Source organism: Pantoea sp. 9140 (assembly GCF_000745295.1).
GTDB lineage: Bacteria > Pseudomonadota > Gammaproteobacteria > Enterobacterales > Enterobacteriaceae > Pantoea > Pantoea vagans.
On the sequence record NZ_JQNO01000002.1, the window covers coordinates 348,009 to 363,365 of the forward strand.

At 54.7% G+C, this 15,357-nt stretch carries 11 protein-coding genes; 5 read left to right on the forward strand and 6 right to left on the reverse strand.

Annotation, left to right across the window (positions count from 1 at the left end; genetic code table 11):
* The first annotated feature begins 1 nt into the window (after nucleotide 1).
* Nucleotides 2–1,210 carry a diguanylate cyclase gene (locus FA92_RS20945; protein WP_033785024.1) on the forward strand — a complete coding sequence of 403 codons (1,209 nt, stop codon included), beginning with the start codon at nucleotides 2–4 and terminating at the stop codon, nucleotides 1,208–1,210.
* 2 nt (nucleotides 1,211–1,212) lie between these two features.
* Nucleotides 1,213–1,686, forward strand: coding sequence for an OmpA family protein (locus tag FA92_RS20950; protein WP_033785025.1), 474 nt, complete (start codon nucleotides 1,213–1,215; stop codon nucleotides 1,684–1,686).
* 135 nt (nucleotides 1,687–1,821) lie between these two features.
* On the opposite strand, the gene FA92_RS20955 is transcribed toward FA92_RS20950, so the two are convergent.
* From FA92_RS20955 to FA92_RS20970, 4 genes are all read right to left on the reverse strand, one after another.
* The gene (locus FA92_RS20955; protein ID WP_033785026.1) at nucleotides 1,822–2,832 is read right to left on the reverse strand and encodes a Gfo/Idh/MocA family oxidoreductase; all 1,011 of its coding nucleotides are present in this window, start codon (nucleotides 2,830–2,832) and stop codon (nucleotides 1,822–1,824) included.
* A 9-nt stretch (nucleotides 2,833–2,841) separates the two neighbouring features.
* Nucleotides 2,842–3,669: a TIM barrel protein gene (locus tag FA92_RS20960; protein WP_033785027.1), complete on the reverse strand. Its 828-nt coding sequence runs from the start codon at nucleotides 3,667–3,669 to the stop codon at nucleotides 2,842–2,844.
* A 91-nt stretch (nucleotides 3,670–3,760) separates the two neighbouring features.
* Nucleotides 3,761–5,203, reverse strand: a complete 1,443-nt coding sequence (locus tag FA92_RS20965; protein WP_033785029.1) for a sugar porter family MFS transporter — start codon at nucleotides 5,201–5,203, stop codon at nucleotides 3,761–3,763.
* 321 nt (nucleotides 5,204–5,524) lie between these two features.
* Nucleotides 5,525–6,427 (reverse strand): LysR family transcriptional regulator, encoded by a 903-nt coding sequence (locus FA92_RS20970; RefSeq protein ID WP_033785031.1) that lies wholly within the window; start codon nucleotides 6,425–6,427, stop codon nucleotides 5,525–5,527.
* Between the two features lie 100 nt (nucleotides 6,428–6,527).
* Here FA92_RS20970 and FA92_RS20975 point away from each other — a divergent pair, with 100 nt between their 5' ends.
* A complete protein-coding gene (locus FA92_RS20975; RefSeq protein ID WP_013196196.1) occupies nucleotides 6,528–7,595 on the forward strand; it encodes an SDR family oxidoreductase in 1,068 nt (355 codons plus the stop codon).
* Between the two features lie 89 nt (nucleotides 7,596–7,684).
* Entirely contained in the window at nucleotides 7,685–8,341 is a 657-nt protein-coding gene (locus tag FA92_RS20980) for an SDR family oxidoreductase (protein WP_033785033.1), read from the forward strand.
* Nucleotides 8,342–8,670: 329 nt separating this feature from the next.
* Here FA92_RS20980 and fumA read toward each other — a convergent pair whose 3' ends face one another.
* Nucleotides 8,671–10,317 (reverse strand): class I fumarate hydratase FumA, encoded by a 1,647-nt coding sequence (gene fumA, locus FA92_RS20985; protein WP_033785034.1) that lies wholly within the window; start codon nucleotides 10,315–10,317, stop codon nucleotides 8,671–8,673.
* A 156-nt stretch (nucleotides 10,318–10,473) separates the two neighbouring features.
* Nucleotides 10,474–11,982, reverse strand: a complete 1,509-nt coding sequence (locus FA92_RS20990) for an anion permease (protein ID WP_033785035.1) — start codon at nucleotides 11,980–11,982, stop codon at nucleotides 10,474–10,476.
* Nucleotides 11,983–12,571: 589 nt separating this feature from the next.
* Between FA92_RS20990 and FA92_RS20995 the strand changes: the two genes are divergently transcribed.
* Nucleotides 12,572–15,352 (forward strand): flavocytochrome c, encoded by a 2,781-nt coding sequence (locus FA92_RS20995; RefSeq protein WP_033785175.1) that lies wholly within the window; start codon nucleotides 12,572–12,574, stop codon nucleotides 15,350–15,352.
* The last annotated feature ends 5 nt before the right edge of the window (nucleotides 15,353–15,357 follow it).

The window sequence follows — 15,357 nt, forward strand, 5'->3', positions numbered from 1 at the left end:
AATGAAATTCGATAAACTAAAGCACGATAAATCATCCATCCGCAATAAACTGCGTAAAATAAGCACCATCAATTCGGCGGTGATATTACTGTTGTGCTGGTTGTTGCTGTCATCGACGTCGCTCATTTTTATTAAAAACTATGAGAAATGTAATCTTGATTTAATCGGCTCGACGCTAAGCACCACGCTCACTGCGGCAACCGTATTTGCCGACAGCTACGATGCGCGTAATAAAATTGAACGGTTTGGCAATGAGGGCATGTATGACTCTGCAAAGCTGGTTACCCGCGACAACATCGTTCTGGCTAAGTGGCATGCACAGCGGGAACAGACGGGTTGGTTTTCACGTTTGCTGCGTGAGTGGATTTACCTCAAACCGCTTAACGTCAATATCATTCATGCTGACGTCGTTGTCGGCACCCTGACGCTGGAAGGCACCGTGACCGGCGCGGTGAGTTTCCTTCAATACTCCTTCATGATCCTCTCTGTCGGGATGCTCTGCGTGCTGATTATTTCACTGATGCTGAGTGAATTTCTGCATCGGGGTATTATTGCGTCGCTCCGCACCATTACCAGTTCGATTCACTATGTGATTCACTCGGGTGATTTTTCCCTGCGTATTCCGGGTGGCCCGATCAGAGAATTTCAGCTCTTTTCCGATGACCTCAACTCCCTGCTGATGGAGATGCAGTCACTCAAGGCGTCGTTGCTTCGTGACAATCGCTCGCTGGCAGCGAAAGCGCTATCCGATCCGCTGACCGGTCTTGCCAACCGCAGCGCCTTTTCTGCTCGTCTGACTCAGCGCCTTGACCAGCCACATGAGCACGAACGCTTTGCGCTGCTCTTTCTGGATGGCGATCGCTTCAAGAGCATCAATGATAACTGGGGTCATGCCGCCGGAGACGAAGTATTAAAAGCGATAGGCTCGCGTCTTTTATCGCTGGCGTCTGAACAGGATTTAGTCGCGCGTTTAGGTGGGGATGAATTTGCCATGCTGGTCAGCAGCCGGACCAGTGAAGCGCAGTTACAGCAGCTTATGCAGCGCATTGACGACACCATCGGGGAACACATTCTTATTGCAGAGGGCATGCCGGTTACGACCTCGGTAACCATTGGCTACGCGTGGTCACAGCCTGGTGATACGGTTGAATCTATTCTTGAACGTGCCGATATGAACATGTACAAAAATAAGCGAAAAAATAGGGCGTAAATATGAAGAGAAACCTTTCCCTGCTATTGCTTACGCTGGCGCTGGTCGGTTGTCAGTCAAAAGCGCGTTTCAGCGACGCGCAAATCGCAGCGATGAAAAGTGCCGGATTCACGCAGAATATGGAAGGCTGGGGGTTAGGCTTATCCGATAAGATCCTGTTTGGTGTGAACGAATCAGAGCTGACACCCTCCAGTAAGCTCACCATTCAGGGGATGGCGAAAAATCTGGCGTCGACCGGTATTCAGCATGTACGCATAGACGGGCACACTGACAATTACGGTAAACCCGATTATAACCAGCAGCTGTCGCTAAAAAGAGCGAACGCGGTCGCGGCTCAGTGGGCGGAAGGCGCGGCGATACCGCGTGAGAATATTGTGACGCGTGGATTGGGCATGAGTTCACCGGTTGCCAGCAACAACAGCGCGCAGGGTCGTGCGCAGAACCGACGCGTGGCCATTGTCATCACCGCGCCGTAACTATTCAGCGGCCGCATAATTTTGCGGCCCGCATTTAAGATAGTGGATTGCCTGATTAGCCATAGCGGGAAGCCTTACTGAAAAGGGGGCGGGACAGGGAAGTGCACGGTGGAATTCCACCGTGCACTTTTCCTGTCAGCGATAAAACGCTGGTCTGGCTGGCATAGTAACCGGCACGATCCCGCCGGACGTCTGCGCCGCAACGCAGGCATCGGCGGCTACGGCAGCGGCATAGCCATCCCACGCGGAGGGACCGGCCATCTCACCACTGATGACGTTGTTGATAAAGGCCTGTAACTCCACGTCATAGGCATCGATAAAGCGCTTTTTCCAGTCCGTCAGAATGGTGGTCGAGAGCTTTGCCGCGCTGCGCAGTTGCACCGAAACCGGCTCCGGCAGGCGTGCAATGCCGCTTTCACCCACCACTTCACACTGAATGTCGTAACCATATTCACAGTTCACGAAAATTTCGACATCAATGCGCGCGCCTTTAGTGGTCTCCAGCAGTACGATCTGCGGGTCACGCAGGTGGGACGACGCCTTACGGGTTTTACGCGGGAAGATCACCTGCACGCTGGCATAGTCATCATTCAGCAGCCAGCGCAGCACATCGAGTTCGTGGATCAGCGTGTCGGTGATCGCCATATCGGTGGTGTAGCTGTCACCCACTTCCGGGTTGCGGTGCGCGCAGTGCAGCATTAAAGGCTCACCAATCTCGCCGCTGTCGATCACCGCTTTCAGTGCACGATAGCCACTGTCGTAAGGACGCATAAAGCCGACCTGCACCAGCTGACGTCCCGCTTTGATCTCCGCCTCCACGATATTCATACAGCCCTGCGCGGTAACGGCCAGTGGCTTCTCGCAGAACACCGCTTTGCCCGCCTCAATACAGGCCAGCACAAAGGCTTCATGCGTCGGACCCCAGGAGGTGACCAGCACCGCGTTAACCTGCGGGTCGTTGATCAGATCAATCGCATTGTCATAAATGCGCGCTTCCGGTGTCAGTTCGTCAACAATCTGCTGGCAGTTGTCGCGGTTGATGTCATTGAGTGCCACCACGCGCGCATTCTGTAAAACGGTACTGCAACGGCGGATATGTTCGCGGCCGATTGCGCCGGTGCCGATAACACCAATGTTAATGGTCATAATGATTCCTTACGCTGAGTGGTTTAACAGCTGGATGCTGTTGCGAATTTCGCGGGTGATGTCCGCTTCCTGCCAGCTGTTCATCAGGGAGGAGAACGGCTCAAAGGCATAAAGGCCGGTGTAGCCCATCTTCTCCAGGCGTTCGACCTGTTGTTTGCTGCGCAATCTGTCATCTGCGGTAAGCATGATGCGCTCTTCGTCGGTGAGTTCGCTGACCGGGCGCGGGTCGGTGACGCCGGAGAGGTGAACCAGACCGATTTGCTGAATGTCGATTGCCTGCTCAAAGGTCTGCTCCGCATCCTCAAACAGATGATGATGGAAGGTGTCGATCAGCAAGCGGAACGGCACGCCCGCTTCGCGGATGAGTGTCTGCGCCTGGGTTGCTGAACGCAGTGAGCTTTGTGGAAAGCCGAGCGGCTCAACCAGCCCCTGAATGCCTGCGTCGGCGAACAGCGGGGCCAGTGTTTTCAGCGCTCTGATGGTGTCGGCGGCGCTGATGGGCGTGCCGTCATTGAGCGGGCAGAGCACCAGTGATTCTGCGCCGACAGCCTGCGCATCGCTTAACAGCTGGCGGGCGCGTTGCAGCACCTCTTCATTCAGCTGGTTAAACGGGTAGAGCGCGTTGATGGTGACAATCCGGATGCCTGACTCACACGCCAGCGCTTTCACCTCATCGCCGCTGAGATCGTCGGTGACGCGTCCGCCGGGCATATCATTGCGTAATTCGACATTGTGAATACCGAGCTGGCTGACCAGTTTAAAAAACTGCGGGATGCTCAGGCTGGGCGCTATTTTACGATTGACGCAAAAACGCGCATTGGGAATATTCAGGCTCATAACAGTTTCCTTAAATTATGGGTGCGGTGTTAAGGGCGATCAGGTCGTCATGCCTCATGACATTTTTTATTTCTTTCACAGCGAGCAGGGGTTATTTGTTGCCGTTATAGAGCGCATAGAAATAGTGCTCGACCTGCTCAAGACTTCTTCCCCGGGTCTCGGGAATAAACTTCACAACAAAAACAGAACCGCCGATGCCGATTGCGGCGAATATAAAGAAGGCACCGGCCAGACCAAATGCGGCTAATAACAGCGGGAAGGCCATGGAGATGGCAAAATTCGCAATCCATAGCGAAAAAACTGCACCTCCCATACAGATGCCGCGCATCCTGGCCGGGAAGATTTCCGACAGCAGCAGCCAGGTGACCGGTGACAGCGCACCCTGCTGGAAGCAGAGAAACAGCAGCATGCCCGCCAGCACCAGATAAGCCCGAACCAGGTTGACTGTGCCGTTGAGATATTCCGGCATCAGCCAGCAGACCAGCCCGATAAAGAACAGGCAGCAGGTGCAACCCATCTGTCCGATTAACACCAGCGGGCGACGGCCCGTTTTGCCGATTAACCAGATGCCAGCCAGCGTCATCACCACGGAAATCACCCCGTTGGCGATGGTGGCGAACAGTGCGGCATCGTTGCTCAGCCCGGCAGCGGTGAGCATGGTGGGCGCGTAATACATGATGGTATTGACACCGGTCAGCTGCTGAATCGCGGCGATGCCGACGCCCAGCAGGAAGATTTTCATCAGCCAGGGGGTCGCGAGATCGCGCAGGCGGCCTTTACCCCGCTGGCGGTTCTCTTCGATGGTTTCTTCAATCTCTTCCAGTTCCCACTCAACATCTTCAGCGGCGCGGGTTTTTTCCAGCACCTCACGCGCAGCCTGGCTGCGGCCTTTCATCACATGCCAGCGTGGGGTTTCAGGCATAAATATCATGCCGATCCAGAGCAGAGCGGCGGGGACTATCGACAGCGCCAGCATCCAGCGCCAGGTATTTTCGCCGCCCCAGATATCGTTAAAGGTGGCGTTTGAGATATACGCCAGCAACTGACCACTGACGATCATCAGCTCCTGCAGGGTGACCAGCTGGCCGCGTTTATTGGCGGGGGCGATCTCTGCGATGTAAACCGGCACGGTGGCCGCGGCACCGCCCACGGCAAAGCCCAGGAACAGGCGCGAGGCGATCATCCAGGTCACATCCGGCGCAAGGGCAGAGCCGATAGCGCCAAAGGCGAAGATCAGCGCCAGCGCAATGATGATGCGGCGTCTGCCCAGGCCATCTGCCAGATGACCGGCCGCCAGCGCGCCGAAGGCGGCACCAAACAGCAGGGAGCTGGTGACCAGCCCTGTGGTAAACGGGGTAAGATGCAAATCGCCGCGCATAAACAGTAGCGCGCCCGAGACCACGCCCGTGTCATAACCAAACAGCAATCCACCCAGGGTAGCGACCAGCGCAATAATCTTCACAAAAGGCTCGGTGCGGGTGGCGCTATTTGGACCGGAGGCCGGGTTCGACGAAATATAAAGTTCTTTTTCCATGAAAACTCCTGGTAATAACAACAAAGACAAAACGTCAGAACATGAAGAAGCCATCACCCTACTGATATTTTTATTTCGGGTTAAATTATATTTGAAACTTAGTTTTCATTATGTGAGTTCAAGCCTTCCGCGCTTTTTATTTTGATGGGATTCCATCAAATCAAAAATAAAGGCATTAAACTTAAAGGGTTTATTTGTGGGGATAAAAGATTGCGGATATTTCGGGCAGGGAAAAATGGTCACCAATGCCGGGCCGAAAAGAGCAGAGGAACAGGGTCAGGATGAAATTTCCCAACCGCTGTAATCAGAAGTAAGCCGGTATCAGCGAATGGCGAGGGCGTTGAGTGCCGACAATAGTGCATCCACTTTTGGCAGGAACTGTTTGCGGCGTGGCCACACCACGCTCAGCGTCAGCCCGTCGGGCTGTAACTGCGGCATAATAATTTCCAGTTCACCGGCGGCCACGGCGCGCTGAATCAGCCAGGAGGGCATCTGCGCGACACCCAGCCCGGCAATGACTGCCTGAAGCTGAGCATCGACGTCGCCCAGTGCCAGCCGATAGGGCACGTCGCGCCAGTGGGGCTGACCATCTTCGGTGGTAAACAGCCAGGGTTTGGTTGTGCCATCCACGCGCTCATAAAGAATGGCAGGATGGTTCAGCAGCGCTGCTTCATTTTCAGGACGGCCTTCGCGGTCAAGATAGGCGGGAGAAGCACAGAACTGCATCTTTTCGCGACCCATGTTACGCCAGCCCAGCGACGCGGGAAGGTCGGGCGCACCGCCGATCCGCACTGCCATATCCACGCCTTCCTCAAACAGGTCAACAAAGCGATCGGACAAACTCAGGCTCAGTGCCAGCTCCGGATTTTGCTGGCAGAAGGGCATCAGCACCGGCATGACGTTGAGGCGTCCAAAGGTGGTGGGTACTGCCAGACGCAGACGGCCGGATGGAATGGTGCGCTGGGCGGCCAGTACCGCCTCGGCTTCGGCCAGATCCTCCAGCACCCGCAGACAGGTCTGATAATAGGCGCTGCCCGCGTCGGTCAGATTCAGGCTACGCGTGGTGCGCTCCAGCAGCCGCGAGCCTAAGCGCGTCTCCAGGCGGCTGACGCTTTTGCTGACCGCCGAGCCGGTCACGTGCAGACGTTCAGCCGCGGCGGTAAAGCTGCCGCACTCCACGCTGGCGACAAAGGGCAGAATATCTTTGAGGCGATGATCGTGCATCGATTAGTGAACTCAGGTTGAGAATGCTGTGAATAAATGCCAGAGATAAGAACTGAATTCTCTATTAGGCTTAGCATTACGCAAAACGAGGAGAAATCAAATGAAAAAGCACGCTTTGATTGTGGGCATCAGCGGCGTTATTGGTCGCGCACTAGCAGATAAATTACAGCAGGAGGGCTGGCAGGTCAGTGGCCTGTCACGCGGACGTGGTGCAGTACCTGAAGGCGCAACCAGCCTGACCGCCGATCTGACCGATGCAGATGCTGTGCGTGACGCACTGAAAGAGGTCAAACCGGACGCGCTGTTTTTCAGCGTCTGGGCGCGTCAGGAAAATGAGAAAGAGAACATCCGCGTTAACGGCGGCATGGTTCGCAACGTGATTGAAGCCCTCGGCGATCGCCTGAAAGGTTCGCACGTCGCGCTGGTGACCGGGCTGAAACACTACCTGGGTCCGTTTGAAGCGTACGGGAAAGGTGCCGTGCCGGTTACGCCGTTCCGTGAAGAGCAGGGGCGTCAGCCGGTCGATAACTTCTACTATGCGCAGGAAGATGAAGTGTTCGCGGGCGCAGAGAAGTATGACTACCGCTGGAGCGTGCACCGTCCGCACACCATCATCGGCTATGCCGTAGGCAACGCGATGAACATGGGGCAGACGCTGGCGGTTTATGCAACATTGTGCAAAGAGAAGGGCTGGCCGTTTATCTTCCCGGGTTCGCCGGAGCAGTGGAATGGTGTCGCGGATATGACCGATGCCGGTTTGCTGGCCGAGCAGCTGCACTGGGCGGCAACGTCACCGAACGCCGCGAATCAGGATTTCAACGCAGTCAATGGCGATGTGTTCCGCTGGAACTGGATGTGGCCAAAACTGGCTGACTATTTCGGTATCGAAGCCGCAGAGTACCCGGCGCAGATGATGCCGCTGGAAAATCGCATGCAGGAAGCTGATAGCGCATGGCGAGCGATTGCAGAACAGCATCAGCTGCGTGAGGCTGATGTCACTAAGCTGGCTTCATGGTGGCATACCGATGCCGACCTGGGCCGCCCAATGGAAGCTTTCACCGACATGAGTAAGAGCCGCAAAGCGGGCTTTACCGGCTACCGCAGTACGCTGGACTCCTTTACGCAGCTGTTTGATAAACTGAAAGCGGAAAAAGTGATTCCGGAATAAACCCAGCAGGCGCCGCATCAGGCGCCTGTTTCGTTTCTGGCAGATAGCTATACTCTGACACCTGATCAGTGAATGGAGGAGTGGATCTTATGGCGACATGTTTCATTATCGGTGCGGCGGGCAAGGTGGGCCAAAAGCTGACCCGTCAGCTGAGCAGCAAAGGTCACACTGTCACGGCATTGCACCGTAAGCCGGAACAGGCTGATACCCTGCAGGCTGCAGGCGCTAAGCCTGTCGCGGGCGATATTCAGCAGCTTAGCGTGACGGCGCTGGTAGCGTTGATGACCGGTCACGACGTGGCGGTCTTTACAGCGGGTGCGGGCGGTGCCGGTATCGCGCTGACCAATGCCATCGACGGTGAAGGGCTGAAGCTGGCTGTCGCCGCCGCAGAACAGGCTGGCGTGTCGCGTTTTATACTGGTATCCGCTTTTCCGGATGCGGGCCGCGGTAAAACGCCATCAGAGGGATTTGAGAACTACATGCGGGTGAAGCGTCTGGCGGATGCGGAGCTGGTGGCGAGCAAGCTGGAGTGGGTAATCCTGCGGCCTGGCACGCTGACCGATGAAGCTGGTACGGGTCGGGTGCATGCAGATCTGGCGATCCCCTATGGTGAGATCCCGCGCGAAGATGTGGCGGCGACGCTGGTCGGTCTGATTGAGAATACGGCGATTAAGTATCAAATCATTGAACTCACCAAAGGCGATGAGCAGATCGATGTGGCGTTGCAGCGGTTGCAGCGGGGTTAACAAGGTCTGATAGCGGCGCTTTTATTTACCTGGAAAGGTCGGGTTGGCTTAGCGGTTTGATTGAGCCTCGCTCAGGGAATACAGTCAGATCGTAAAGACGCAAAAACCGCCATCCATGGCACGCTCGGCCCGCGCCGTCCTGGCGCGGGACGCTTTCCTCCTCTGACTGTATTCCCTGCGCATTAAACTTTTTCGTAGCTACTTGGTTAATACATAGTTCTGTCACTGAGAATGATTCCGGCGCATATACATTATTGCAGTTGAATAGCCCTGATTTTGTGACAAAAAAAGCCCCGAAAACGGGGCTTTTTTCTTATCTGACGCAGTTTTTACTTCACGCATTTCGCGCAGTGTGCGCGTTCAATATGCTGGAAGAAGTCATTACCTTTGTCATCGACCAGGATAAACGCAGGGAAGTTCTCCACCTCGATTTTCCAGATCGCTTCCATTCCCAGCTCAGGATACTCCACGCATTCCAGACTCTTGATGCTCTGCTGCGCCAGCACCGCGGCCGGGCCACCGATGCTGCCCAGATAGAAGCCGCCATGTTTATGACAGGCATCCGTCACCTGCTGGCTGCGGTTACCTTTTGCCAGCATGATCTTGCTGCCGCCGTGGGCCTGCAGCAAATCAACGTAGGAGTCCATGCGGCCTGCGGTAGTCGGGCCGAGTGAACCGGATGCATAACCTTCAGGCGTTTTGGCCGGACCGGCGTAATAGACCGGATGATCTTTAATGTACTGCGGTAATCCTTCGCCGTTATCGATGCGTTCTTTGAGTTTGGCATGAGCAATGTCGCGCGCCACGATAATGGTACCGGTCAGTGACAGACGGGTAGAAACCGGATACGCAGAAAGCTGCGCCAGAATCTGCTCCATTGGACGGTTGAGATCAACCTGTAACACCTCACCTTCGCCCTGCTGACGCAGCGCTTCCGGTATCAGGCGGCCTGGGTTGGCTTCCAGTTTCTCAATCCAGATACCTTCGCGGTTGATCTTCGCTTTGATATTACGGTCAGCCGAGCAGGAGACGCCCATGCCGATCGGGCAGGATGCGCCGTGACGCGGCAGACGCACCACGCGGATGTCGTGCGCGAAATATTTGCCGCCAAACTGCGCGCCAAGGCCGAGCTGCTGCGCCGCTTCCAGCAGTTCCTGCTCCAGCTGAACGTCGCGGAACGCCTGACCGTGCTCATTGCCCTCGGTCGGTAAACCGTCGTAATAGTGCGTTGAGGCGAGCTTAACGGTTTTCAGGGTGCTTTCAGCCGAAGTGCCGCCGATAACAAACGCAATATGGTAAGGCGGGCAAGCAGCAGTGCCGAGGGTACGCATCTTATCTACCAGATAATTCTTGAGCTTACCTGGACTCAGCAGCGCTTTGGTTTCCTGATAGAGATAGGTTTTATTGGCGGAGCCGCCACCTTTGGCGATACAGAGGAATTTATACTCATCGCCATCGACGCTGTAGAGGTCGATCTGCGCCGGCAGGTTAGTGCCGGTGTTCACCTCTTTGTACATATCCAGCGCAGCATTCTGTGAATAGCGCAGGTTGTCTTCGATGTAGGTGTTATAGATACCCTGTGACAGCGCGGCTTCATCGCCGCCACCGGTCCAGACGCGCTGGCCCTTTTTGCCCATGATGATCGCGGTGCCGGTATCCTGACAGGTCGGCAGCACGCCTTTGGCGGCAATTTCAGAGTTTCTTAAAAACTGCAGGGCGACATATTTGTCATTGTCGCTGGCTTCCGGATCTTCAAGGATGGAGGCCACCTGCTGCTGGTGGGCCGGACGCAGCATGAAAGAGGCGTCATGGAACGCCTGCTGGCTCAGCAGGGTCAGCGCCTGCGGGTCGACTTTAAGGATCTCCTGACCCTCAAACTCGGCGACCGAGACATGCTCGCGAGTCAGCAAATAGTATTCAGTATCTTCGTGGGACAGCGGAAAAGGGTTCTGATAGACAAAAGGTTTGTTCGACATTTTTTCTCACTTAATGACCGGCTGAACCTCCGCGGGCAGGCTGCGGGGCGCAACATCATAGGCGAATTCATTGTTTATTATGCTTCCCCGCCGCGGGTGCGACGGGGAAGTGAAGGAATGGTATCTTATAACGCGTTGATCTGCATGTTGTATCCGTCAGAACATCCACACCATCCACGGATAAGCAATCACCATCATGGAGACCAGGAAGATGGCACCAAAGATGGTACCCAGACGCCAGTAATCTTTAGTCGGCAGATAACCGCTGCCGTAATAAATCGGGCTTGGGCCAGTGCCGTAAGGGGTGATGATGCCCATCACACCCAGAGAGGTACACAGCATCAGGCAGAAGACCGGCATATTGATGCCCGGGATTGAGGCTGCAATGGTCAGCATGGCCGGTAACAGGGCTGTGGTATGCGCGGTGGTACTGGCAAACAGGTAATGCAGCAGGAAGAAGGCGATTAACAGCACTACGGCTGAAATCTGTGGGTCGTAACCCTGCAGCAGCATGCCACCTTCTTTACCTAACCAGGCGATAAAGCCGACACGGGCCAGACCATCAGCCAGCGCCACCAGCGTTGCGAACCAGGCAAAGGTGTTCCAGGCCGGTTTATTGCTGGTAATGTCGTTCCAGTTCAGGACGCCGGTCCACAGCATCAGTACCACCACCAGCAGTGCAGCCATTGCAGGCTCAATCCATGAGGTGGCGAAAATCCACATCAGCAGGGCACAGACCACAAACACCAGCAGCAGGATTTCGTTACGGGTCAGGCGGCCCAGTTTTTCCAGTTCAGCGATAGCCCATTTCGGCACTTCATCGTTGATTTTGACTTCAGGCGGATAGAACCAGTAAGCCAGCAGCGGCATAGTCAGAATCAGCAGCACGCCCAGCGGCAGGAAGGCCAGGAACCACATGCCCCATGAGATATCGAAACCGATGATGCTTTTCACCAGCGCCAGTGCCAGCAGGTTAGGTGCCAGCGCTGACAGGAACATTGAGCTGGTAATACAGGCTGCGGTGATGGCAACCCACATCAGATACGAACCGATCTTACGGGCGCTCGGGTCGTTGGGTTTAGAACCGTAAAGCGGAGGCAGGTTAGCGATAATCGGATAGATAGTACCGCCACTGCGCGCGGTGTTTGAGGGGGTAAACGGAGCCAGAAGCAGGTCAGCGAAGGTAATGGCATAACCCAGCGTCAGGCTGCGGCGACCCAGATACTTCACCAGAATCAGGGCCAGACGACGACCAAACTGCGTCTTGTCATATCCGGCGGCGAACATAAAGGCACCGAAGATGAGCCAGACCGTAGAGTTGCCGAAACCGCTGACCGCCCACTTGAAGGACTCACTGGCGACTTTGAATTTCGGGTCAGCCAGTTCCGCCGGGCTGAAGAGAACAAACTGACTGAACAGGGCGATGGCCACGACGCCGGTCAGGCCGATAACGGCACCCGGCAGCGGTTCAAAGATTAATCCGACAATCACGCCGACAAAGATGGCGAAGAAGTGCCAGGCATAGGGTTCGAGGCCGGCCGGCGTCGGCACCAGCAACAGCAACACGGCAACGATGACTGGCAGCGCCAGCATGATAGCTTTCTTTTTACCCGCCGCCGCAGATGCGGCTTTAGGGGGTTCAGTTACAGCTGAGAGTGGTTTCATAGTATTTTATCTGCAAGTTGAGAAGAATGCGATTTGCGCCCCGGACCTTCACTGATGACTTTCTTATTTATTCTTAATAGTGTGAATAAACCGCGATGCACTGATTTTTTTAATCTGCTGCTGGACTATTGAGCAGCATATTTAAATCCATGTAAATATGATGCGATTTTTGCAAATATAGATTTTGATCCAGATCAAAGAAATTTATTCATTATTCCTCATTTTTAACATTTATTTTTTATTTATATTTCTGGCATCGACATTCTGACAGTTTTGTGAAGCTTATCGACAAATCCCCGGAAGGTCTGAGCCGAAGCATCCATCTTAACACCCTGATCATGAAGGGTAAATTATTTATGTAAATGAATGGTTGATTTTTAGTTACCCATGGTTAACAATTAATATAACTTCACTTCCTGAATTCAGCAAATAAAAACTCTGAATCGTTTAAAAGTTAAAAAAGTAAATTTATCGCTTATGAAAGCAAAGAAAAGGGTATATTAGACACATGACATCGGACCACTTAATTAAGCGATAATTTGCGTCCGCTAAAAAATTTCCAGACTTTTAAATCTTGGAGTTTATCGCAATGAAATCTCTCACCCCCATCCTTAATCCCCTTACCCTGCCTGGCGGCGCTGTGTTGAAAAACCGACTGGTGATGGCCCCCATGACCACCTGTACCGGTTTTTATGATGGAACGGTCACCAGCGAACTGGTCGAATATTACCGCGCACGTGCAGGCAGCATCGGAACCGTGATCGTCGAGTGCTGCTTCATTGATAACCGCGGCCCGGCGTTTCCGGGTGCCATTGCTATCGACAGCGACAACAAAATTCCCGGTCTGAAACGCATCGCGGACGCGATTAAATCTGAAGGCTCTACGGCCATTCTGCAGATCTATCACGGTGGCCGCATGGTCGAGCCGGAACTGATCGGCGGGAAAACACCGGTTGCGCCGAGCGCCATTGCCGCACCGCGTGAAGGGGCAACTAAACCCCTGGCGCTGAGCGCCGAAGAAGTCGAAACCATGATCACCAAATTTGGTGATGCGGTGAACCGTGCTATCAAAGCCGGTTTCGACGGCGTCGAAATTCATGGTGCTAACACCTATCTGATTCAGCAGTTCTATTCTCCGAACTCTAACCAGCGTGATGACAAGTGGGGCGGCAGCCGCGATAACCGCGCACGCTTCCCGCTGGAAGTGCTGGAGATCACCCACAAGATGGCGGAGCGCTTTGCCCATAATTCGTTCATCATCGGCTATCGCTTCTCGCCAGAGGAGATCGAAGTCCCTGGCATCCGCTTTGATGACACTCTCTATCTGCTGGAAAAACTTGCTGCGCGCGGACTCGACTATGTTCACTTCTCTGTCGGTCAGCTGCTGCGCCCGTCCATTGTCGATACGCAGGACCCGACGCCGCTAATCGAGAAATTCGTTGCGATGCGTTCGCCTGTGCTGGCAAAAGTGCCGGTGATTGGTGTGGGCGGCGTGGTGAATAAAGCCGACGCCGAGCTGGCGCTGGAAAAAGGCTACGATCTGGTAGCGATTGGTAAAGCCTGTATCGCCTATCCGAACTGGGCTGACCGCATCATCAATAACGAACATCTCGAACTCTACATCGACAGCAATAAACGCGAAGAGCTGCAGATCCCGGAACCGCTGTGGCGCTTCTCACTGGTTGACGCGATGATTCGCGACATGAGCGAATCGGGCCGTAAATACAAAGCGGGTGTTTACCAGGAGAAAGTGGAAGCCGAAGCGCTGAAGCTGAAAATCAACGTCACACTGGATACCGACCGTATTACCGACATCTCGCTGGTGCCGGACGACACGCTGGATGTGGATTTCACCACCACCTTTGAAAGCCTGCGTAACCGCATTCTGGTGGCTAACAGTCCCCACGTTGATGCGATTACCGGCGCGACTACCCAGAGTGAAGCGCTGAAAAAAGCGGTTTCCCGTGCGCTGACTACCTCCAGTAAAGAGCATGTGATTGAAGAGGGTGGTAACCCTAACGCACCTCAGAACTACGATGTGGTGGTTGTGGGCAGCGGCGGTGCCGGTCTGGCGGCCGCGATTCAGGCGCATGATGAAGGCGCACGCGTGGTCATCATCGAGAAGATGCCGACCATCGGCGGCAACACCATCAAAGCGTCTGTGGGCATGAACGCCGCTGAAACCCGTTTCCAGAAACTCAAAGGCATCGAAGACAGCAAAGAGCTGTTTTTTGAGGAGACGCTGAAGGGTGGTCAGTTCAAAAACAATCCGGTGCTGCTGCGTGAGTTTGTTGACCTGGCACCTGAGGCGATTGAGTGGCTGGCGGGTAAAGGCATTGAGCTTAACGACATCACCATTACCGGCGGGATGAGCATCGACCGAACTCACCGTCCGGCTGACCGCTCAGCGGTGGGCGGCTTCCTGATCAGCGGCCTGGTGAAAAACATCAACAGCCGCAACATCGAAGTGCTGCTGGAAACCTCGGTTGCTGAGATCCTCTATGAGAATGGCGCAGTCGCGGGCGTGAAAGTAGTCGATGAATATAACGACAGCCGTATCCTGAACGCTAAAAGCGTGATTGTGGCAACCGGTGGCTTCAGTGCAAACCGTGAGCTGGTGGTGAAATACCGTCCTGAACTCGATGGCTTTGTCACCACCAACCACAAAGGTGCGACCGGTAGCGGTATTGCGATGCTGGAGAAAATTGGTGCCGGTACCGTGGATATGAAGGAAATCCAGATTCACCCGACGGTTGAGCAGACGACCTCTTATCTGGTCTCTGAATCCATTCGTGGCGGCGGTGCTATCCTGGTCAGTCAGGCTGGCAAGCGTTTCTACAACGAAATGGAAACCCGCGACAAAGTCTCGGCGCAGATTATTGCTCTGCCAGAGAAGAGTGCCTGGATTGTGTTTGACGAGCAGGTGCGTATGAATAACAAAGCGGCTGATGAATATATCGCCAAAGGCTTTGTGGTCAGCGCGCCAACCGTGGCGGAACTGGCGGTGAAACTCAACATGAGTGAGCATCACACGCTGGAAGCGACGCTAGCCCGTTACAACAACTTCGTCATCATGCAGAAAGACGAAGATTTCGGTCGCCAGACTGCACTGCGTCATCCGCTGAGTGAAGCGCCATTCTACGCGATTCGTGTCGCACCGGGCGTGCATCACACCATGGGCGGTGTCACCATCGACACCACCACCGCGGTGCTGGACAGCCAGAAACAGGTGATTAACGGTGCCTGGGCGTGTGGTGAGGTGGTTGGCGGCATTCACGGCGCGAACCGTATCGGCGGTAACGCCGTTGCAGATATCATCATCTTCGGTATCCTGGCCGGCGGTAACGCTGCCGCCTACGCCCGACGTTAACGGTA